The following is a 19,718-nucleotide window of genomic DNA, read 5'->3' on the forward strand; positions in this document are numbered from 1 at the left end:
GGTCTCTTTCAACGCGCTGTGTTTTTATAAACCAAAAAACGCCCCGGCGGGGGCACCGGCCCGGGCCCCCTCGGGAGTCACCATGCAACCATCAAAAAAATCCACTGAAGGCTCGGTCACAGCTGAATTCGCGGTCATTCTACCCGTCGTCGTACTGGTCATTGCCATGCTCGTCAACGTCATGGTGATCGGCATGCACCAGTCCAAACTCCACCAAGCAGCCGCAGTCGCCGCCCGTCAGCTGGCTCGTGGTGAAGCACCCGGTGCGATCAATACCTCGGTGACAACCATGACCTCGACTACCACCAGTGTGACAACGTCGTCGTCGGGTCAATGGGCAACTGTTGAACTGACCAGCCCCGTTCCGGGGCCACTCGGCTTGATACCGAGCATCGAACTCACCGCCCAAGCGAAAGCACCAAACCAATGGACCGTAGAACCATAACCAAGGACGACGGCGCCTCAACGGCCATGATGCTCACCGTCTTTGCCGCTTTGATGTTGCTCTTCGCTGCAGCACTCACCCTGATACAAGTCCATGTGGCGGCATCTCGTGCAGCCGTCGCCGCTGATTTGGCAGCGTTATCGGCAGCCGATGCCGCACGCGGACTCATGATAGGGGAACCGTGTGCCGTGGCGGAATCAACGATCATCGAGCACGGAGCCTCAATGACGGCCTGCCAGATCGAAGACCCGGGAGTTGCCTATGTGGAAGTGACCCTTGGTGCGCCGATCGGACTGGATGCTACTGCTGCATCTCGGGCGGGACCGAAACTGCCCTAGTCAATGCCTCTGCGACAAAACGCAAAACCAATACGGCTCCGGCCTTATCCAGCGGCGAGTTCCGATTCCCACACTTTGGCGATTGCACACAAGAAGGGCAGCCATCAGGACAACCGCAGTTTTCAATGGCCTCCATGGTTGCGATAACCCAGGTCGCAGCGTGACTAAATCCACGGGTAGCAAATCCCACCCCACCGGGATAACCATCGTAAACAAAAACGGTCGGAGCCTCAGTATCCGGATGCAGCACCAGCGAAACCCCGCCGATATCCCACCGGTCATTGGACGCGACCAGCGGCATCATACCGATCATCGCGTGCTCGGCGGCATGGAGTGCACCAGGGAGTCGATCAGTGGTCAACCCAGCGGTCACGAACTGTTCAGACGGGGCAGTAAACCATACGGCCTGGGTGAAAAGTTCGCGTGCGCTGAGGTCCAACGGCTCTTCGTCGATAACCTGGCCGCTGGCAATATCTTTTCGCTGATACGACACGACCTGATTGGTCACTTTAACCGGGCCATGCACCCAGGCGAATTGGTCATCGGCAGAATAGATTCGTGCGTCTTCGGTGAGTATTTCTACATCGGTAACATCACGGGCCTGGGTAAAGTATTCCGGCTCGGCACGCAGTACCACTACGGTGGCATGGTCTTCATCGAGATCATCCACCACCCAGGTGCGTCCCTGGTGCACGTACACCGCACCCGGATGCGTCTGGGAGTGTGCCTGTTCTGAACCAATGGAACCTAACACCGCCCCGGTTTCACCATCAATAATCTGCATTGGACCAGAACCGGCATCTCGAAGGCTGATCATCGCAGCGGCATGCTGTTCGTGGGTCCAGTACCACCCGGCCGGACGACGTCGTAAATATCCGGTCGCGGTGAGGTCTTCGACGATGTGCCGAATATGGTCTGGATCCCCAAAGTCATCGAGATCATCTGGCCGAAGGGGGATTTCTGCCGCCGCAGCACAGAGGTGAGCTGATAAGATGTGTGGGTTTTGCGCATCGATCACGTTGTCTTCAACCGCGAGGTCAAAGACGGCCTGAGGGTGGTTGACCAGGTAGGTGTCCATGGGGTCATCGCCGGCAACGTATAGGGCGATAGAACGTTGTCCGGAACGACCAGCACGACCCAACTGTTGGAAAAACGAGGCGCGTGTGCCTGGCCAGCCGGCAACCACCACACCGTCGAGCCCTGCGATATCAATGCCCAGCTCTAGTGCCGGCGTCGTCGACACGGCCAATAATTTGCCGTTGTTCAGCCGCTCTTCGACGTCGCGACGTTCCTCGGGCAACAGCCCAGCCCGGTAGGCAGCCGCACGGCCGGGGAGCGAAGGATCAATTTCTGCCAGATTGCGTTTGACCATCTGTGCCATGGTCTCAGCGCCGCGGCGGGAACGAATAAACGCCACCGACCGGATCGAATTGACGGCTAAATCAGACAGCATATCTGCACCGGTTGCGACAAGCGAACGTCGCAGGGGAGCACCGTGTTCACCGGTCGCGCCAGAGAACTCGGATTCCCAGAAGCCCACCACGACTTCACCATGGCCCGAGGTGTCCTCCTCGACGCTCACCGCTGAGGTTCCGATCAACTTGGAGAAACTTTCTGCAGGGGCAGAAGAGGTCGCTGAAGCACCGATGAATACTGCCTCATGATTCCCTAGACTGGCACAAATTCTGCGCAATCTAGTCAACACAACGGCCACGTGGGAGCCAAAAACGCCACGGTAAGTGTGCGCTTCGTCGACAATCACATATTTAAGGTTGCGCAGAAACTTTGCCCAGCCGCCGTGATTGGGCAGGATACCCACGTGCAACATATCCGGATTGGTTACCAACACATTGGCGTGTTCACGGGCCCAAGCGCGCGAAGACGGATCCGTGTCGCCGTCATAGGCAGCAGGTCGCAACCACGAGACGCCGTGTTCGGATAGATGCTGCCATGAGGCCAGCTGATCGGCGCCCAGTGCTTTGGTCGGTGCGAGATACAGTGCGGTGGAGACTCCATCAGCGACGTCGGCAGCAACCGGCAGTTGATACGCCAGCGATTTCCCCGAGGCCGTTCCGGTTGCCAGCACCACGTGGCGTCCTTGGAGTGCGTGGTTCGCGGCAGTCACCTGATGCTCAAACGGTTGCGTTACGCCCGTTGAACCAACAGCATCGACAAATTGTTTTGGAGTCTGTTCTGGCCAGTCAGAAAACCTGGCGGTGCGTTCCGGCAACACGCGTGTGTGGACCAGCTGGTCCGGCACACGTGAGTACCCAAGAAGCTCCGCCAGGTAGGACTCAGCGTCGTTGTGACCGCCTGTCTGCTGAATGCGAATTGGCCGCTACTGCTTATGGTTCGAAGGTTTGCGTGGCCCACTGATCTTTGGGATCAACATCCGGGTGGCCCAGCACGACAACATCGCCGATGGCGGTCCAACCCAGGTACGAGTACAGGGCTTGGCCTTCCACTCCGGCGATGAGCAATCCCTCTTCGACATCACTTTCCAATGCAAGTGAGCTGAGGTAACGCATGGTTAAGGAGCCCAAGCCTTGGCGGCGGAAATCAGGCGACGTCCAGATTTGGTCGAATACCGCGTAGGTACCATCAACGACGGCGACGCGGCCGCGTGCAGCGAGTTTATCCGGGCCGGCCTCGGATTCCTCGGTGGTACGGAATGCCACCAGGTACCAGTCGTCGTTCCGGACGACCTCGGCGGTAAATTGTTCAGGCACGATGGGTTCTTCCACATCCTGCTCACTCATGTCGGTGACCATCACCAACTCATCTACACCGATCGGACGCAGCTTCGTTTTCTCCGCGTAAGTTCGTGCGGTGACGCCAGCAGCTTGCGTCTCCTCTGGCAGGTCAGCTGCGATGATTAACTGACGGGTAGGGTTCTTGAGAATCTCACCGGCAACGACCTGCAGCACATCGTCTGACGCATTCGTGACAACGTATTCCCACAGGTCTTCACCGGCTTCGGCCGATTCCGGGGTCCGCAGCGCAGCGTGAATGTTGCCCTGCGTGGTGAGGTGATAGTTTCGAATTCGTGCACGACCGGTGAGCCAGGCCGTGGCAAGTTCGTCTGTCAGTGAAGTAGTGATAGCCATAGTCCTAGAATAGCTTTAGTCACGCTCTAAGCCCAGCCACGGGTAGACACATTGCGTAAGCGTCACCAACTTGTAACCCTTAAGAAAGCTCATAAACCGTAACCCTGACCGCACTGAATGCGAAAAGAATAGCCTCAGATGAATCCACAAACCAAAATTGCCCTCTATTATCATTTCGCCCCGATCGACGATGCCCAGGCCGTCGCCCTATGGCAAAAAGAACTGTGCAAACGTCTCGGCCTGACCGGCCGCATCATCATCGCTGATCACGGCATCAACGGTACCGTCGGGGGCAACATTCAAGCGGTCAAAGAGTATGTGAAGTCGACCCGAGGCTACAGGGGATTTAAAGATCTCGAGGTCAAATGGTCAGAGGGTTCCGACGCCGATTTTCCTCGGTTGAGTGTCAAGGTGAAGCCGGAGCTGGTGGCCTTTGACCGCCCGGAAGAAGTTCAAGTTGCCGAAGGCAATCAGGTGCTCGGCACAGCCACACATCTGTCACCTCAAGAGGTCAACGACCTGGTAGCCCAGCGTGAGGCCGAGGGCAATCCTGTGACCTTCTTTGACGGTCGCAACGCTTTCGAAGCCCAAATTGGGAAATTTCAGAACGCCGTCGTCCCAGACACCACCACAACACGCGATTTCCTTACTGAACTGGAATCCGGTAAATATGATCATTTGAAAGATCAGCCGATCATTACGTATTGCACCGGCGGTATCCGCTGCGAAGTGCTCACCGTGCTGATGGCCAACCGCGGATTCAATGAGCTCTACCAAATAGATGGTGGCATCGTGCGCTACGGTGAAGCCTTTGGAGACGAAGGGCTCTGGGAGGGTTCACTGTATGTCTTCGATGAGCGCATGGCCCTGAATTTTTCCGATACCCCCAAAGTGATCGGCACGTGTCTACTGTGCGAAGCGCCCAGCGCCGAACTACGTAACTGCGCTGACCCAGGATGCAAAACTCTAGCGGTTGTCTGTCAGACCTGTCATGACCAACAACCCGATCGCATATGTGAAACCTGTACGACTCATACTGCTTCGACGAGGAAATAATGCACCCAGCACCCGCTGCCCATCCGAACGCTCTTGGCGCGTTGCGGCAGGATTTTGTGGCCGCAGGCTACTCCTTCGACAATATCGCAGACCTGCTCGGCCCAACAGCCACAGCTGCATTAGACCGCGACCAGCACCTGCCCGCGCGCCGTGTTCTGGACCAGCCGCTAGCTCAGGGCAACCCTCTGGCCGGGTTGATCAGCTGCTTTCTCCTGGCTGATCCCATCAGCCGGTCGCTTGCCGACACGATCTTTGACCAGCTGACACTGGATGGTGCCCTTGATCTGAATATCGTCACCATCACCGACGACGGCGAGGTTGCCGCCACCGTAGACATCTCGACGTATGCAACGGATCAGCACGGCGATATGTGGGTGGCCTCGGACCAAACGGCACTGCAGCTCGGACATTCGTTACCAGAAGAACACATCCTGGGCGTAGGCAAAGCCTCGATCACGCTTGCCGAAATCACTCCGCGAACCGCCGTGACGACCGCTTTAGACCTCGGCACAGGTTGTGGCATCCAGGCGATGCACCTGCTGCTGCACGCTGAGCGTGTGACCATCACTGACATATCGCAGCGGGCCCTGGATTTCGCGGTGTTTAACATTCTGCTCAACGCCCAACAACTCAACGTGGACCCGCACCGCCTGCAAGACCGTGTAACCGTGCGGGCCGGCAACATGCTGGACCCAGTGGCCGGTCAAACGTTTGATCTTATCGCTACGAATCCACCGTTTGTTATCGCACCTTCACAAGCCAAAATCACGCACACATACCGTGAAACCGGGCAGACCGGTGATCAGTTCGTCAAGGAACTTATTTCCAATATTGACCGCGTGCTCGCCCCGGGCGGACAAGCGGTGATGTTAGCTAACTGGGAAATGTTCGGTCGCGGTCATTGGCACGACCGCCTGGAAACCTGGCCTGCTGAAGACCTCGACATCTGGGCGATTCAACGCTCTAGTGCGGATCCGGCACAGTATGCTGAAATCTGGTTGCAAGACTCCTCTGAGCATCTCAACCGTGCTAGTTACGCCGACGCCTATGAGCGCTATCTCGAAGATTTCGAAGCTCGGGGTGTCACCCAAATTGGTGTGGGCTGGGTGTGGTTACGTAGACGTGAGGCCACCGCACCGTTGCACAAATTTGAATACCTGACCGGTCCCGTCCATCAGCCGGTGGCAGCTGCCTGGACGGCGTCGGTTGAAAAGTATGACACCGTATATAGTGCACAAACATCCGCCGGTGCGACAGCACAGGACTGGGCCCTAGCTGATATGCATCTGGTTGCTCCGCAGTGGGTAACCTATGAGCAGTATCAGCGTTTTGGGGCCGAACACCCAGAGGTGCTCATGGCGCGCTCAGGAGTGGGGTTTGGCCGTCATGTGCGGTTGGATACGGCCACTGCCGCGGTGCTCGGTGCGGCTGACGGCGAGTTGTCAGTCGGACAAATCGTTGCGGCCGTGGCAGGATTACTATCATTAGACGACGAGCAGACCGCTGCACTTCGAGCCGAAATCACGGCATTATACGTTGACGGATTCCTCGAAGTGTACGACCCTGAAACAACGACCAGCTAGATTAGTGTTGAAGCTGCTTCAACGAAAAGGAGCCACGTGAGCGCAAAAAGTTCTGCACCAACCAATGGTGATACCACCAAACTGGTGATCGTGGAGTCTCCGGCAAAGAGCCGTTCCATCGCCAAGTTTCTCGGTGACGGTTGGATTGTCGATTCTTCGGTAGGACACATTCGTGACCTGCCTCGACCATCCGATCTCCCCACTGACATGAAAAAGGGCCCCTACGGCAAATTCGCGGTGGATACCGACGACGGCTTCGAGCCCTATTACGTGGTTGCAGACAATAAGAAAAAGAAGGTCACCGAACTTCGAAAAGCGCTCAAGACCGCCGACGAACTCTATCTGGCAACAGATGCTGACCGGGAAGGTGAAGCAATCGCTTGGCACCTCCTCGAGGTGCTGAAACCAAAGGTCCCGGTCTACCGCATGGCGTTCACCGAAATTACCGAAGAAGGTATCGAACGCGCTCTAGAAAATATTCGTGAACTCGATACCGACCTCGTTGACGCGCAAGAAACCCGTCGTATTTTGGACCGGTTATACGGTTATGAGATCTCGCCGGTCCTCTGGCGCAAAGTTGGTCCAGGACTTTCTGCCGGTCGAGTTCAGTCGGTCGCGACCCGCTTGGTCGTTGAACGGGAACGCGAGCGCATGGCCTTTGTGCCCGCGTCTTACTGGGATATCACGGCAAACTTTTTCACCGACGCGGAGGAATCTTTCGCCGCTAAACTCTCGGCCATCGATGATGCCCGCGTAGCTACGGGCCGTGACTTTAACGACGACGGACAGCTAAAACCTAAAGCCGATGTGGTCCACCTAGACCAGGCATCCGCTCAATCGTTGGCCGGCGGTTTGGAAAGCGCCGAGTTCACGATCACCTCGTTAGAGGACAAACCCTATCGTCGTCGTCCGGCTGCTCCGTTCACCACGTCGACGCTGCAGCAGGAAGCCTCGCGGCGCCTGCGCTTCACGTCTCGAGTGACCATGCAGGTTGCCCAGCGGTTGTACGAAAACGGTTACATCACCTACATGCGTACCGACTCGGTCATCCTCTCCTCGCAAGCCATCTCGGCGGCACGTAAACAGGCGACCGAGCTCTACGGTGGCGAAATGGTACCGGATAAACCGCGCTACTACGCTTCCCGGAATGCGGCAGCACAAGAAGCTCACGAAGCCATTCGTCCATCGGGCGATTACTTCCGGACGCCGTCGATGGTCAAAAACTCGTTGACCGCAGATGAGTTTCGCCTCTACGAACTCATCTGGAAGCGCACCGTTGCTTCCCAGATGGTTGACGCCACCGGTTATACCGCCACGGTAAAAATTGCCGGCACGTCAGCTGAAGCAACCCCGCGCGTTGCCGAGTTCTCAGCCTCTGGAACCGTCATCACCGTCCTGGGCTTTATGAAAGCCTATGAATCCGATCAGAAATCTGTGCCGGGTGAAAAACAGACCCGTGACGACGCACGTTTGCCGGACATGGCTGAATCTCAGATCCTGGAAGCACGCGACGTTGAAGCCGAAGGCCACGAGACCACGCCACCATCGCGGTATACGGAAGCCTCCCTGGTTGCGGAACTTGAGAAACGCGAAATCGGCCGACCTTCCACCTATGCGCCAACCATCTCGACGATTGTCGACCGTGGGTATGTTCGCAAACGCGGTTCCGCGCTGGTCCCTTCGTGGACCGCGTTCTCAGTGATTCGACTGCTCGAAGAGCACTTCGGACGCTATGTGGACTACACGTTCACCGCTCGAATGGAAGACGACCTCGACCAGATTGCCGCCGGCCAGATGGACCGGCAAGACTGGTTGGCTGGCTTCTACTTCGGTTCGGAACAAACCGCTGCGGGCCTCAAACATACCGTGGAAAATCTCGGCGATATTGACGCTCGAGCGATCAACTCGATACCGGTTGCCGAGGGCATCACCCTGCGTGTGGGGCGCTATGGCCCATATCTGGAACAGGCACTGCCGGCTGATGCCGAAGAAGGCAGCGACCCGCAACGTGCCAATGTGCCAGAAGAGATGGCACCGGATGAGCTCACCAGCGAAGTCGCCACCGAAATGATTGAAACCGCAGGCCCCTCAGAACGGCCGCTGGGCACAGATCCCGATACCGGATACGAACTGGTGGCCAAGGACGGTCGTTACGGACCGTACGTCACCCAGATCATTCCGGAGCTGACCGAAGAACAAATCCAGGCGCACAAAGATGCTCAACCCGATGAGTATTACAAGAACGGCCGCAAGAAGCCTAAGAAGGCCCCGAAGAAACCAAAACCGAAGACTGGTTCGCTGCTCAAAGGCATGGAAATCGCCACGATGACCCTCGACGACGCGCGCAAGATTTTGTCGCTGCCGCGCAGTCTGGGGACAGCCGCCGACGGTGAAGAAATTACCGCTCAAAACGGCCGCTTCGGTCCGTATATGCGCAAGGGCTCCGATTCGCGGTCACTGGAATCCGAAGAACAATTGTTTACCATCACGCTGGCGGAAGCCGAGGAAATCTACTCGAAACCCAAACAGCGCCGTGGCCGTGGACAAGCAAAACCACCGATCGCCGAGTTTGGAAACGATCCGTCATCGGGCAAGAAAGTTGTTATCAAAGACGGCCGATTTGGTCCATACATCACCGATGGCGCCACCAATGTCACGGTGCCGCGCGGAACGGCCCCAGAACAGGTGACCGAAGGTCAGGCCTTTGAAATGCTCGCCGAAAAACGGGCTAAGGGCCCAGCCTCGAAAGCGAAGAAGAAGTAGGCCAGCCATGCGCCTAGGAGTATTGGACATCGGGTCAAACACCATCCACCTGCTGTTGGTGGATGCGTTTCCTGGGGCACGCCCAAACGCCTATGCGGATCATAAGCGCCCCATGTCATTGATTCAGCACCTGGACGACGACGGCGCGATTACCGAGCAGGGCCAGGCCAGCCTGGTCGAGTTCATCAATGGTGCGGTTGCGTTTGCAAAAGCGAACGGAGCAGCCGATATGATCAGCTTTTGCACCTCGGCGATTCGAGATGCGGCAAATGGGAAGAAAGTGCTCGAACGCATCGGTGAAGAAACCGGCGTGCATCTCACCGTGTTGTCGGGCGATCAGGAAGCGGCGATGACCTATTTTGCGGTCCGTCGGTGGCACGGTTGGCACGTTGAAAATCTGCTGAATTTTGACATCGGAGGTGGGTCATTTGAAATGTCCTTCGGGACCGATGAACTCCCCACCACAGCCGTCTCGGTACCCTTGGGCGCCCAACGGTTAACCAAAAACTATTTTGATCACCCCGATCCGCCAAGCAGCGATCAGGTCGCCAACCTGCGCCAATACATCCACGAAGTTCTTGAGGAATACCGCGGCCTCTTTCCCACCGAATTACCAGAAAACACCGTGGTGACGGGAACATCTAAGACGTTCCGCTCACTGGCCCGCCTAGCCGGAGCAGCACCATCGACTGAGGGACTCTTTGTGCCACGCAAATTGCGTCAGAAAGATCTCGGAACATGGATCAGGACGATGGCCGTCATGTCCGAAACACAACGCGCCCAGTTACCTGGCGTCTCCGATATGCGCGCCCGCCAGGTCCTGGCCGGCGGCATGGTTGCACAAGCCGCCATGGAAGTATTCGGCATCAAGAAACTTAGGATCTGTCCCTGGGCACTGCGAGAAGGTCTGATCCTGGGTCGGTTGGACGCTCTGCGCGTGCAGGGGCGTGTGGTTGAAACCAGCGAGAACGCCTGGGTCGAAGGCGTGGACCTGACTTCGGATGATCAACGACCCGGTTTCTCGCTAGGAGTTGGCGGTGGCTAAACCAGAAATCCCGGTGACCTTATCGACCTCGTCGATCTTTTCGTTAGCACCCCAACATGTGTTTGCGATGGCTGAAGATCTTGGCTATGACGGCGTAGAAATCATGGTCACCCAAAATCGGTGGACCCACAATCCCACGAAACTCAACGAACTTTCCTACCGCCATTCGATGCCGATCCATGCCGTGCACGCGCCCACGCTGCTCTTCACCCAACAGGTGTGGGGCTCAGCCTGGAACAAGGTAGCTCGTGCGGCAGACCTGGCCCGCGAGCTTGGCGCCGAAATCGTGGTCGTGCATCCACCGTTTCGTTGGCAGGGCTCGTACGCGTTCGAGTTTGCCACCGGCATCCGCGACATCATGGAGGCCACCGGGGTGACGATCGCGGTGGAAAATATGTACCCGTGGCGAGTTTCGGGGAGCGAAATTAAGATGTATCTGCCGCATCACGACCCCATTCCACAGGACTACGACTACGTCACCTGGGATTTCTCGCACGCCGCTACCTCCAAGATGGATTCCCTGGCAGCGATCAAACTGTTGGGTTCCCGGCTGGCACATGTGCACCTGACCGATGGGTCGGGGAGGGGCACCGCAGATGAGCATCTGCTCCCAGGATACGGTCACCAGCGGGTGGTCGAGTCCCTGCATCATATTGCCGCCAGTGATTATGACGGCGCCGTCTGTGTGGAAGTATCGACCCGCGGACAAAAATATCCGGGGCATCGCGAAGAAATGCTAGCCGAGTCTCTCGCCTTTGCTCGGAAACATCTGGCACGAACCCCCACAACGCAAGGAGAAGACTAAGTGCGCATCAGTTTCATCGGTTTGGGACACCTGAACTCGGCGATCCTCGCCGGGCTACTGGCCGGTGGTTTCGAAGCCACCAACGTCACCGCCACGACGCATTCCCAAGCCTCAGCCGTACAGCGCAGCGCAGAGTTTGGTATCGAAGTCATCGCGACCGAAGGAAATCCCGAAGCCAACAACGACGCCGTCGCCAACGCCGATATTGTGGTGTTAGGCGTCAAGCCACCGCAGATGGTAGCCACCGCCGAAGGATTAGCATCAGCCTTGGCGTCGGATGCGACCGTCGTCTCGGTTGCCGCCGGAACCACTCTGGCGACCCTGGCCGATGCACTCCCGCAGGACCAACCACTTATCCGAACCATGCCAAACGTTGCGTTGACCGTGGGCAAGGGCGTGGTGGGAATGGCCCGGGGTGCTACCGTCACCGATGCACAGGTCGAGCAAGTCGATGCGGTCTTTGCCGGTTCTGGCACCGTGTTCCACGTGGCCGAAAAAGACCTCAACCTGGTTGCCGCCATGGCAGGTTCTGGCCCCGGCTATGTTTTCCGGTTCACGAATGCACTCGCCCGGGCCGGTGCAGAACTGGGATTGGATGCAGCCACGGCTCAGGAGCTTGCCCGGTTGACCGTTGTGGGTGCCGGCGCGATGCTGGAAACCCCTGACGCTGAGCCAACCGCGCTGGAGGATTCGATCGCTACTGAAGGTGGGGTAACCGAAGCCGCGCTCCAGTCCATGGACGCCGCCGGATTCGACCAGCTGATCGTTGACGCGCTCAAAGCCAATGTCACCCGATCCGAAGAACTGGGAGCATAGTCTCCGGGTCGTTCAGCGGTTGAGCTCGGCTAACGCCGCAGTGGCTGCATTGTAGCCGGCCATTCCGTGGGCACCGGCGCCCGGGGGAGTGGCTGCCGAACACAAATACGCGCCCGATGCTCCGAGACGATAGGGATTCAGGGCAGGTCGTGGACGAAACAGCAGCTGATCAAACGCATTAGACCCGGTGACGATGTCACCGCCAACAAAATTTGGGTTTTCAACGGCAAGATCAGCCGTGGTGCGCGAACTACTGGCGACAATCCGGTCGCGAACCCCCGGGGCAAACCGTTCGATCTGACGCACAATCTCTTCGGTAACGTCGTGCGGGTAGCCGGCTGGCACGTGAGCATAAGCATCCACCGGATGAACGGTATCCCGGCCACGCGAGGCGTCGGCCACCGATTGCTGGCCCACTAGTACAAACGGATTTCGCGGCATGACACCGTTGGTTACCTGTCGTTCCACAAACGCGATCTCAGAAAATGTTCCACCAACGTGCACGGTCCCGGCTGCACGAGCCGGCGCATATGTCCATGGGATGCCACCTTCGACCGCAAGACTCACGGTCGCGGCTGCCGCTCCGTGGCGGAAGGTGTGAAGCTGTTTGCTGACTCTCTGAGGGATTTCTGACCCCATAATGTCAGCTGCCGCCCCCGGTGCCGTGTTGAGCATGACGATATCTGCGTCCGGTAATTGAGCAGCCGTGGAGATCCGTGTGCCGGTGACAACCTGGCCACCGTGGGCGTACAACGCCTTGAGCATGGCGTCCACGATCGCCGAGGAACCGCCCTTGGCGACCGGCCACCCGTAAGCGTGACCAGCACTTGCTAGGGCAACACCGATGGCCGCTGAACCAAATGACTGCAAAGGACGGAAGGCATGAGCAGCCACACCGGCAAAGAGTGCTCTGGAACGTTCATTGCGCAACAGTCGAGCCAATACATTCGCTGGAAGTCCTGCGCGCAGCCCAAAATTGGCAAATTGCAACGGAGCATCGGGCAACCGCAGCATCGGTTGTAAAAAATCCCGGGTGATTGTGGGAAACTGCTCAGTGAGGGACCCAAACAGATGTTTCCACGACGGATCCTGCAAGCCTTCGGCGGTCTGTGCGACGGACCGATAGGCGGCTGCGCCGTCGCCGTCATCTAGTGGATGGGCGTATTGGACTTCTGGCCATGCCCACTGCAAGCCGTATTCTTCCAACTGGGCGAACTTGGTGAAGGCATTGTCTACCGCGAGCGGATGAAAACCTGCGCAGTGATCGTGGACCAGTCCATCGAGTGTTGCCTGAGTCGAACGTGCCCCACCACCTGGAGATTCTGCGGCCTCATAAACGGTCACCTCGACACCGGCCTTGGCCAAGGTGAGAGCCGCAGCCAATCCATTGGGCCCGGAACCAACTACCGCGGCGTGCATCATGTACGATCAGACTTTCTGTTGATACTCGACGTCGCCATTATATGCGTTTGGCAAAGTTATCGACGCGTTCAGTCGGACCGGCCACGATCATATTTTGTCCCTCGCGTAATTCGGTGTGCGGGTCGACGCTCTGGAATTCCTCATCGTGTTCCAGAGCCACAATGGTGACTCCGTATCGATCCTTGATGCGCAACGTCTGCATCGTCTTACCGGCCAAGGCCTTTGGCGTACTGATGTTCGCCAGGGCATAGCCCGGCGAAAATTCTGTGAAGTTGCGCATGGTTCCGGCCAATAGGTGGGCGGTACGTTCGCCCGCATCTTGTTCCGGAAAGATCACGTTCGCTGCCCCGAGGCGGGTCAGAATTTCACCGTGGACCCGGGTAATGGCTTTTGCCCAAATAGTCTCGACTCCCAAATCCACCAGATTTGCCACCGTCAGTACGGAATTTTCAATTGAAGTGCCAATACCGACGACGGCGGTCTTGAACTGGGCGGCTCCCAATTGCTCGAGAGCAGCGATGTCTGTGGCATCCGCCTGGACGACCGAAGTGAACTCACCCATATAGCGCTGCACGATGGCCCGATCCGCTTCCACAGCCATGAGGTCTTGGCCGGATTCGGTCAGCTCCTCGGCCAGGGCGGAGCCGAATCGGCCCAAACCAATGACTAATACCGGAGAATCAGAATGTTTAACCAATGATCGGCCTTTCAGCTGGATAACGATAACGGGTTGGCCTGTGTCGGGTAGCCAAACCAGCGGCGAAGCTGATCGTCCCGATACGACCGATGAACATGAGGGCCGCCAGAATCCATTGACCAGACTCTGGGGCACTGGCGGTGAGGCCATTGCTCAAACCTACGGTGCCGAAAGCCGACAATGCCTCAAAGAGGGTTGTTTGGAGGTCTTTGCCGGTTACCACAGTGAGGGCGACTACCGATGTCAAAACTAATAGCGCACCAGCGGCTACTACGGCGACCGCCACACGGACCGTAGTGTCGGAGATCTCGCGGCGGTGAATGCGTACGTGCTCGTCACCGCGAATCTCAGTGAGAATCGCCAACAACAACACAGCCAGGGTCGTAACTTTAATGCCACCGGCGGTTGATCCCGAGCCGCCACCGATAAACATCAAAACATTGGTGACCAACAGTGACTGATCAGTTTGGTCAGCGACGTCATAAATGTTGAACCCTCCGGAACGTGTCATGCCAGAAGCAAACAGAGCGCTGTGGAGCTTTTCAGTAGTGCCCATTGATCCGAGGGTGTCGGGGTTATTCCATTCAAACACCGCCATGAGCACGGCCCCGCCGATCAACAGAATGAGGGTCACTTCGAGCGTCAGCCGGGTGTGGAGATTCATTCGGGCTTTGCGAAAGAGCATCCGATACAGCATATAGACCACGGGAAAGCCTAACGATCCGGCAAAGACGCCAACATTTATGGTGGTCATGAGGAGCGGATGGTCCAGCGTGGCGGTGCTCAGTGTGAAACCGGCGTTCGAGAAGGAGGAAATAGCGTAGAAGACCGCGTGAAACACTCCTTGGCCTGGGCCCAGCTGGCCAATGAACACCGGCAACATGACTGCTGCCAGCATTGCTTCGATGCTCAACGTAAAGATCAGCACCGTGAGTAACAGCGCGGGGGCCTCGCCAAGCCCCGACACTCCCAACGACTCCACCGAGAGGATTTTAGAACGCAGTGATAATCTGCGCGACACCAGCATCGTCAGCCAAGCGCCTAACGTGACAATCCCCAGACCACCAAGTTGAATGGCCGCCAGAATCAACAGCTGACCGGTCAAAGAAAAATGGTCCGCAGTAGGTACCGAGGTCAATCCGGTCACAGTCACCGCCGAAGTTGCGGTCACTGCAGCATCAACCAGCGCGGTTGGTTCACCGGTGGCCGACGAAAATGGCATGGCCAAGAGTGCGGTAAATAACGCTATGACCAGGACGAACATAACCGCAGCCGTTCGAGCCGGTGCTGAGGTCACCAGCCCCGAAAGCCTGCGCGCTAAACCAGCCCCACCGTTGTGGTGGAGTCGTGCACCTGGTCTAGACCGCAACTGTTTCACTGGTCCTATCTTCGTCCTTTAACTCGGATCCGACCAGCCCTGTCCGGTCGTGTCGAACCGGCAAAATGTCATAAAGGTAGCTTTGGGTCGCCCTGTGGGCCCAACAACATACGCTAGTCAGTGATGGAAAACACAGCTGGACCCCGTAGTGCTCTGGTGTGGGATGACGCGTTTCTGAACTACCGCTTTTCAGACACCCATCCCATGAACCCGGTGCGCCTCAAACTGACCCACCGCCTTGCAAAAACACTGGGCGTGTTAGACCGGGAAAGACTTCTGCAGGTCAAACCCCCGGTTGCTACGGACGCCGAGCTAGCCACCATCCACTCGATCGATTACATCGCCCAGGTGCGAGCTGCCTCATCCGATGCGAACTCCACAGATCCTGCAACTATCGCCAATATCGCCAGCGTTTATGAGGCAGTAGGACTCGGGACAGAGGACTGCCCGGTGTTTGCTGATCTGCATGAGTCATCAGCGCGTATTGCCGGGGGATCGCTTGCCGCAGCCAAAGCCATTTGGTCGGGACAAGTAGACCGTGCCGTAAACTTTGCCGGTGGTATGCACCACGCGCAACGCTCAATGGCGTCTGGCTTTTGTATCTATAACGACGCCGCACTGGCCGTTCAACACATGCTGGATCAAGGTGCTGAGCGCATCGCCTATGTCGACCTCGATGCTCATCACGGCGATGGCGTGGAGCAAGCCTTTGTGAATGACCCTCGAGTGTTAACCATCTCGGTCCACGAGACCGGCCTGTTGTTGTTTCCCGGGACCGGTTTCGCCAAAGACTTTGGTGGCCCGCAAGCCGAAGGATACGCCGTAAACGTAGCGGTCCCTGCTTCGGTCGGGGACGCAGGATATCTACGCGCCGTCCACGCCGTCGTGCCACAGCTGTTGCGCTCCTTTGGGCCGCAAGTTCTGGTGACCCAGCACGGTGCAGACGGCCACAGACATGATCCGCTAGCGGATTTAAACCTATCGGTTGATGGGCAACGCCAGCTGATGATTGATGCCTCAGACTGGGCAGAAGATTTCGCTGGCGGAAAATGGTTAGCCCTGGGTGGTGGCGGATATAGCCCAGTGAAGGTCGTACCCCGTGCGTGGGCACACTTGATTGGAATAGCTGCCGACACGCCGATACCACTAATAACCGAAATTCCAATGGAATGGCGGGAGCTCGTCTCGCAAGAATTGGGCTTGGCTACCGATGACGTCGTGTCTTCGATGTCCGACGGTGTGGACGTATGGTGGCGTTCGTGGGAGGTCGGATACGACCCCGCAGATGCCACTGACCAGTCGATTATGGCAACCCGTAAAGCCGTATTTCCGATGCACGGATTGGACCCGTGGTTCGACTAACGAAACCTTGTATTTGATGACGTAAGCTATTATTAATGTAATGGTGGTTGCCGCCTACATTCTGAACTTCCCCTCAGGCGTAGAACCCCGACCTCAGTGGGAACGTTAAAGGAGTAACAAACGTGGCGGAGAATTTCGCAAATGCCAAATTCATGACGGTCACCGAAGTCGCAGACATGATGCGAGTCTCTCGGATGACGGTGTACCGGATGATTCACGCAGGTGAACTACCGGCTGTGCGATTCGGACGCTCGTACCGTGTCCCCTTAGAAGCAGTGGAATCCATCGTCTCCGATACCGATGTGGCTACCGGTACCGACGAATAACCTCAACGCACAGGATTTCAGAACCGCCTTACCGGGCGGTTTTGTTTTTGGTAATCGTTGTCACGTGCAAGGAAAAATCATGAATCTCAAACTGCTCACCAAACCCGAATGCCATCTATGTGCGGCCGCTCGCGACACAATGGACGCGGTCACCGCCGAATACAATGTCACCTGGCAAGAGATTTCCACCACGGACCATCCCGAGTTGGCCGAACAGTTCGCAGAAGAGATTCCCGTGTTATTCGTGGACGACCGTCAACGTGATTTCTGGGTCATTGATCCAGATAGGCTCCGCAGGATGATTACCGCTGGTCTGAACGCATGACCATGACGCAGCCACCAGTGGCGAAGAAACTTTCGGCACCAACCTTGTCACGCTTACCGCAGTACCTGCGGTATTTGGAAGCCCTCCATGCTGACGGGACCGGGCATGCCACCTCTGCAGAACTGGCCGAGGTTCTCGGGGTATCCGATGCCTTGACTCGTAAGGACGTCAGCGCACTTGGCCACAGCGGTCGGGCAGGTCTTGGGTATTCAGTCGAGGCCCTGCGCTATACCATCGCCCGGATCCTAGGCGTCACAAGCGGTCGGCGCGTGCTACTGGTGGGTGCGGGAAACCTCGGGGCAGCATTGATGTCCTATCAAGGGTTCGGTGACCGGGGGATGAACATCACGGCCGTTGCCGATAATGACCCAGATAAAGTCGGGCAAATTCATGGCGGACACAAAGTTTTAGACATTAACGCCATCGGCACCGACCACGATATGGAACTTGCCATCGTGGCGGTGCCGGGTGACGTTGCTCAGGAGGTGGCCAATACCTTGGTAGCTGCAGGTATTACCGGGATCCTAAATTTCGCGCCGCGTCGACTTCACGTACCCGATCATGTGATCGTTCGTACCGTGGATCTGTCCGCAGAACTCCAGATCCTTGCTTTTCATCGCGACGGAGCATCAGGGTAGACCTTTTTAGCGGCCTTCTGCCAGGCTTTCTGTCGGTAGTACTCGGTGGAAGCGGGGAGCCAGGCGTAGATGATGCCCACGATGCCTAGTACAACGGCGAGTGCGGTGAGCACTCCGACCAGTGGAGTGACGAACGAAAGATTGAATAAGGACAGCACCGCAAATATCGTCCCCAAGATCCGCATTGAGCGCCAGCCATTACGAATGCCCAAGCCCACCAGCAGGTAGGCAACCGCAAGGATGACGGCCTGACCGACCATGGCAGCGGTCATCATTGATGAGTTTAAGTATGCTTCCATGCTGTCGAACGGGACCTGGTCGCCCATCGAGCCCATCATGGAATCCAACATCTCGATGTCCTGATCGCTCATCCCGCGGTTTGGCAGTGAGACGACAATCAATTGGGCAACGAGATACGAGATGCCGGCAGCTACGATCGCCCAGAAGGAGATATCGAGAATTCTCGGTCGCTTCGGTGCGCGTGCCATATCCGGTGTCAGTTGCGGACCACCAAGTGGCTGCCCGGGGTGCTGCAGACCAGGCTGTTGGAACCCGGGCGGCTGATAGCCGGCCGGTGGCTGTGGTGATTGGAAACCACCTTGAGGCCCATACTCGGACGTGGGTTGCTGCCGCTGCTGTCCTTGAGGACCGTATTCGGCACCTGACGGTCCACGGGTTTGCTGATATTTTTGTTGATGTTCGGCAAGTTCATCGCCGGTTAAACGGACCCCGTAGTCGGGGGATTCTCCGCGCTTCTTGTCGTCCATGACGAGCCTTTCGTTGAGATCCTTTCTTCCATCCTAACGAGTCCTAAAGCACTCGTTTGTCACCGTCAGGCACAAAATTCTTACCCGGTAGCTTAAGCATGCGGCCGGACACTACCCGGAGTCATCGCTCAGATGAACTCTGTGCAAAAATGTGGTTTATGACAGTTAGCGTTCACTTGGTTCGCCACGGCGAAGTATTCAATCCCGACAAGGTACTCTACGGCAGACTGCCCGGGTACGGGCTCTCCTCGCTTGGACTCCAAATGGCACAGGAGCTCGCCGACGGGTGGCAGGTAGCGCCCGAAATCTTGGTGTCGTCGCCTCTGCAACGTGCGCAGGAAACGACCGCACCGCTGGCCAAAAAATTTGCACTCGATGTCCGGACCGAACAACGCGTCCTAGAAGCCGGCAATAAGTTTCAGGGACTGTCGGACATGCGTCGTCAACTGCGCAACCCGAAACTGTGGCCGCTGATTCTCAATCCGTGGCGTCCATCATGGGGTGAGCCGTATGTGCAGCAGGCAGCCCGTATGGCCGGGGCAATCCAGGATCTGCGCGATGAACTGATGCGAACCCACGGTCCGGGAGCATCCGCTGTGGTCGTTTCGCATCAACTGCCGATTTGGGTGACGAGACTATCCGCCGAGGCGAAACCACTTGCACACGACCCACGGCAGCGGGAATGCTCGCTGGCCTCGGTGACGAGTTTCGAATTCTCGCCCGGACAACGCGTTCCAACCGTCCACTACAGTGAGCCGGTTGAACATTTGAGTAAACAAGCGGCTGCCCTTCCGGGTGCCTAAACACTCAGGATCTACTCAGTTACCGGAACTAGACTCTAGCGC

Annotated in this window: 19 protein-coding genes; 13 read left to right on the top strand and 6 right to left on the bottom strand. The window is 57.3% G+C overall.

Features of this window, described 5'->3' with window-relative positions; all coding sequences use genetic code 11:
• Both L0H14_RS05510 and L0H14_RS05515 read left to right on the top strand, forming a co-directional pair.
• The coding region (locus L0H14_RS05510; RefSeq protein WP_301421475.1) for a TadE family type IV pilus minor pilin at positions 1-445 on the top strand (445 nt) is incomplete at its 5' end.
• On the top strand, positions 427-783 hold the full coding sequence (locus tag L0H14_RS05515) for an Rv3654c family TadE-like protein (RefSeq protein WP_301419500.1): 357 nt from the start codon (positions 427-429) through the stop codon (positions 781-783). The genes L0H14_RS05510 and L0H14_RS05515, both read left to right, overlap by 19 nt.
• On the opposite strand, the gene L0H14_RS05520 is transcribed toward L0H14_RS05515, so the two are convergent.
• Both L0H14_RS05520 and L0H14_RS05525 read right to left on the bottom strand, forming a co-directional pair.
• Positions 746-3,043, bottom strand: a complete 2,298-nt coding sequence (locus L0H14_RS05520) for a DEAD/DEAH box helicase (protein WP_336621700.1) — start codon at positions 3,041-3,043, stop codon at positions 746-748. The genes L0H14_RS05515 and L0H14_RS05520 overlap by 38 nt on opposite strands.
• 85 nt (positions 3,044-3,128) lie before the next feature.
• Positions 3,129-3,890 carry a GNAT family N-acetyltransferase gene (locus tag L0H14_RS05525; RefSeq protein ID WP_301419499.1) on the bottom strand — a complete coding sequence of 254 codons (762 nt, stop codon included), beginning with the start codon at positions 3,888-3,890 and terminating at the stop codon, positions 3,129-3,131.
• Positions 3,891-4,028: 138 nt separating this feature from the next.
• Here L0H14_RS05525 and L0H14_RS05530 point away from each other — a divergent pair, with 138 nt between their 5' ends.
• The 6 genes from L0H14_RS05530 to proC are packed head-to-tail and all read left to right on the top strand — an operon-like array spanning position 4,029 to position 11,958.
• Positions 4,029-4,946: a rhodanese-related sulfurtransferase gene (locus L0H14_RS05530; protein WP_301419498.1), complete on the top strand. Its 918-nt coding sequence runs from the start codon at positions 4,029-4,031 to the stop codon at positions 4,944-4,946.
• Positions 4,946-6,529, top strand: coding sequence for a methyltransferase (locus L0H14_RS05535; protein WP_301419497.1), 1,584 nt, complete (start codon positions 4,946-4,948; stop codon positions 6,527-6,529). The genes L0H14_RS05530 and L0H14_RS05535 overlap by 1 nt, the downstream gene beginning before the upstream one ends.
• A gap of 36 nt (positions 6,530-6,565) precedes the next feature.
• Complete coding sequence (gene topA / locus L0H14_RS05540) at positions 6,566-9,292, top strand: type I DNA topoisomerase (protein WP_301419496.1); 2,727 nt, start codon at positions 6,566-6,568, stop codon at positions 9,290-9,292.
• Between the two features lie 7 nt (positions 9,293-9,299).
• Positions 9,300-10,337, top strand: a complete 1,038-nt coding sequence (locus L0H14_RS05545) for a Ppx/GppA family phosphatase (protein WP_301421476.1) — start codon at positions 9,300-9,302, stop codon at positions 10,335-10,337.
• Entirely contained in the window at positions 10,330-11,142 is an 813-nt protein-coding gene (locus L0H14_RS05550; protein WP_301418894.1) for a sugar phosphate isomerase/epimerase, read from the top strand. Before L0H14_RS05545 ends, L0H14_RS05550 begins: the two co-directional genes overlap by 8 nt.
• On the top strand, positions 11,143-11,958 hold the full coding sequence (gene proC / locus L0H14_RS05555; protein ID WP_301418892.1) for a pyrroline-5-carboxylate reductase: 816 nt from the start codon (positions 11,143-11,145) through the stop codon (positions 11,956-11,958).
• Positions 11,959-11,970: 12 nt separating this feature from the next.
• On the opposite strand, the gene L0H14_RS05560 is transcribed toward proC, so the two are convergent.
• Genes L0H14_RS05560 through L0H14_RS05570 form a run of 3 tightly spaced genes read right to left on the bottom strand, consistent with a single transcriptional unit; the run spans position 11,971 to position 15,446 of the window.
• Complete coding sequence (locus tag L0H14_RS05560) at positions 11,971-13,380, bottom strand: NAD(P)/FAD-dependent oxidoreductase (protein ID WP_301418890.1); 1,410 nt, start codon at positions 13,378-13,380, stop codon at positions 11,971-11,973.
• 37 nt (positions 13,381-13,417) lie between these two features.
• The gene (locus L0H14_RS05565; protein WP_301421477.1) at positions 13,418-14,077 is read right to left on the bottom strand and encodes a TrkA family potassium uptake protein; all 660 of its coding nucleotides are present in this window, start codon (positions 14,075-14,077) and stop codon (positions 13,418-13,420) included.
• The gene (locus L0H14_RS05570; RefSeq protein WP_301418886.1) at positions 14,070-15,446 is read right to left on the bottom strand and encodes a TrkH family potassium uptake protein; all 1,377 of its coding nucleotides are present in this window, start codon (positions 15,444-15,446) and stop codon (positions 14,070-14,072) included. The genes L0H14_RS05565 and L0H14_RS05570 overlap by 8 nt, the downstream gene beginning before the upstream one ends.
• Positions 15,447-15,578: 132 nt before the next feature.
• On the opposite strand from L0H14_RS05570, the gene L0H14_RS05575 reads away from it, so the two are divergent.
• The 4 genes from L0H14_RS05575 to L0H14_RS05590 all read left to right on the top strand — a co-directional run bounded on the left by L0H14_RS05575 (position 15,579) and on the right by L0H14_RS05590 (position 18,106).
• Entirely contained in the window at positions 15,579-16,817 is a 1,239-nt protein-coding gene (locus L0H14_RS05575; RefSeq protein ID WP_301418884.1) for an acetoin utilization protein AcuC, read from the top strand.
• 152 nt (positions 16,818-16,969) lie between these two features.
• Positions 16,970-17,143 carry a helix-turn-helix domain-containing protein gene (locus L0H14_RS05580; RefSeq protein WP_301418898.1) on the top strand — a complete coding sequence of 58 codons (174 nt, stop codon included), beginning with the start codon at positions 16,970-16,972 and terminating at the stop codon, positions 17,141-17,143.
• A gap of 79 nt (positions 17,144-17,222) precedes the next feature.
• Positions 17,223-17,468, top strand: a complete 246-nt coding sequence (locus L0H14_RS05585) for a glutaredoxin family protein (protein WP_301418881.1) — start codon at positions 17,223-17,225, stop codon at positions 17,466-17,468.
• Positions 17,465-18,106: a redox-sensing transcriptional repressor Rex gene (locus L0H14_RS05590; protein ID WP_301418879.1), complete on the top strand. Its 642-nt coding sequence runs from the start codon at positions 17,465-17,467 to the stop codon at positions 18,104-18,106. Before L0H14_RS05585 ends, L0H14_RS05590 begins: the two co-directional genes overlap by 4 nt.
• Here L0H14_RS05590 and L0H14_RS05595 read toward each other — a convergent pair.
• Positions 18,082-18,873, bottom strand: a complete 792-nt coding sequence (locus L0H14_RS05595; protein ID WP_301421478.1) for a hypothetical protein — start codon at positions 18,871-18,873, stop codon at positions 18,082-18,084. The two genes, L0H14_RS05590 and L0H14_RS05595, sit on opposite strands and share 25 nt — an antisense overlap.
• Before the next feature lie 158 nt (positions 18,874-19,031).
• Between L0H14_RS05595 and L0H14_RS05600 the strand changes: the two genes are divergently transcribed.
• Positions 19,032-19,676 carry a histidine phosphatase family protein gene (locus L0H14_RS05600; RefSeq protein ID WP_301418875.1) on the top strand — a complete coding sequence of 215 codons (645 nt, stop codon included), beginning with the start codon at positions 19,032-19,034 and terminating at the stop codon, positions 19,674-19,676.
• The last annotated feature ends 42 nt before the right edge of the window (positions 19,677-19,718 follow it).

It is taken from the genome of Yaniella sp. (assembly GCF_030453185.1).
Lineage (GTDB): Bacteria > Actinomycetota > Actinomycetes > Actinomycetales > Micrococcaceae > Yaniella.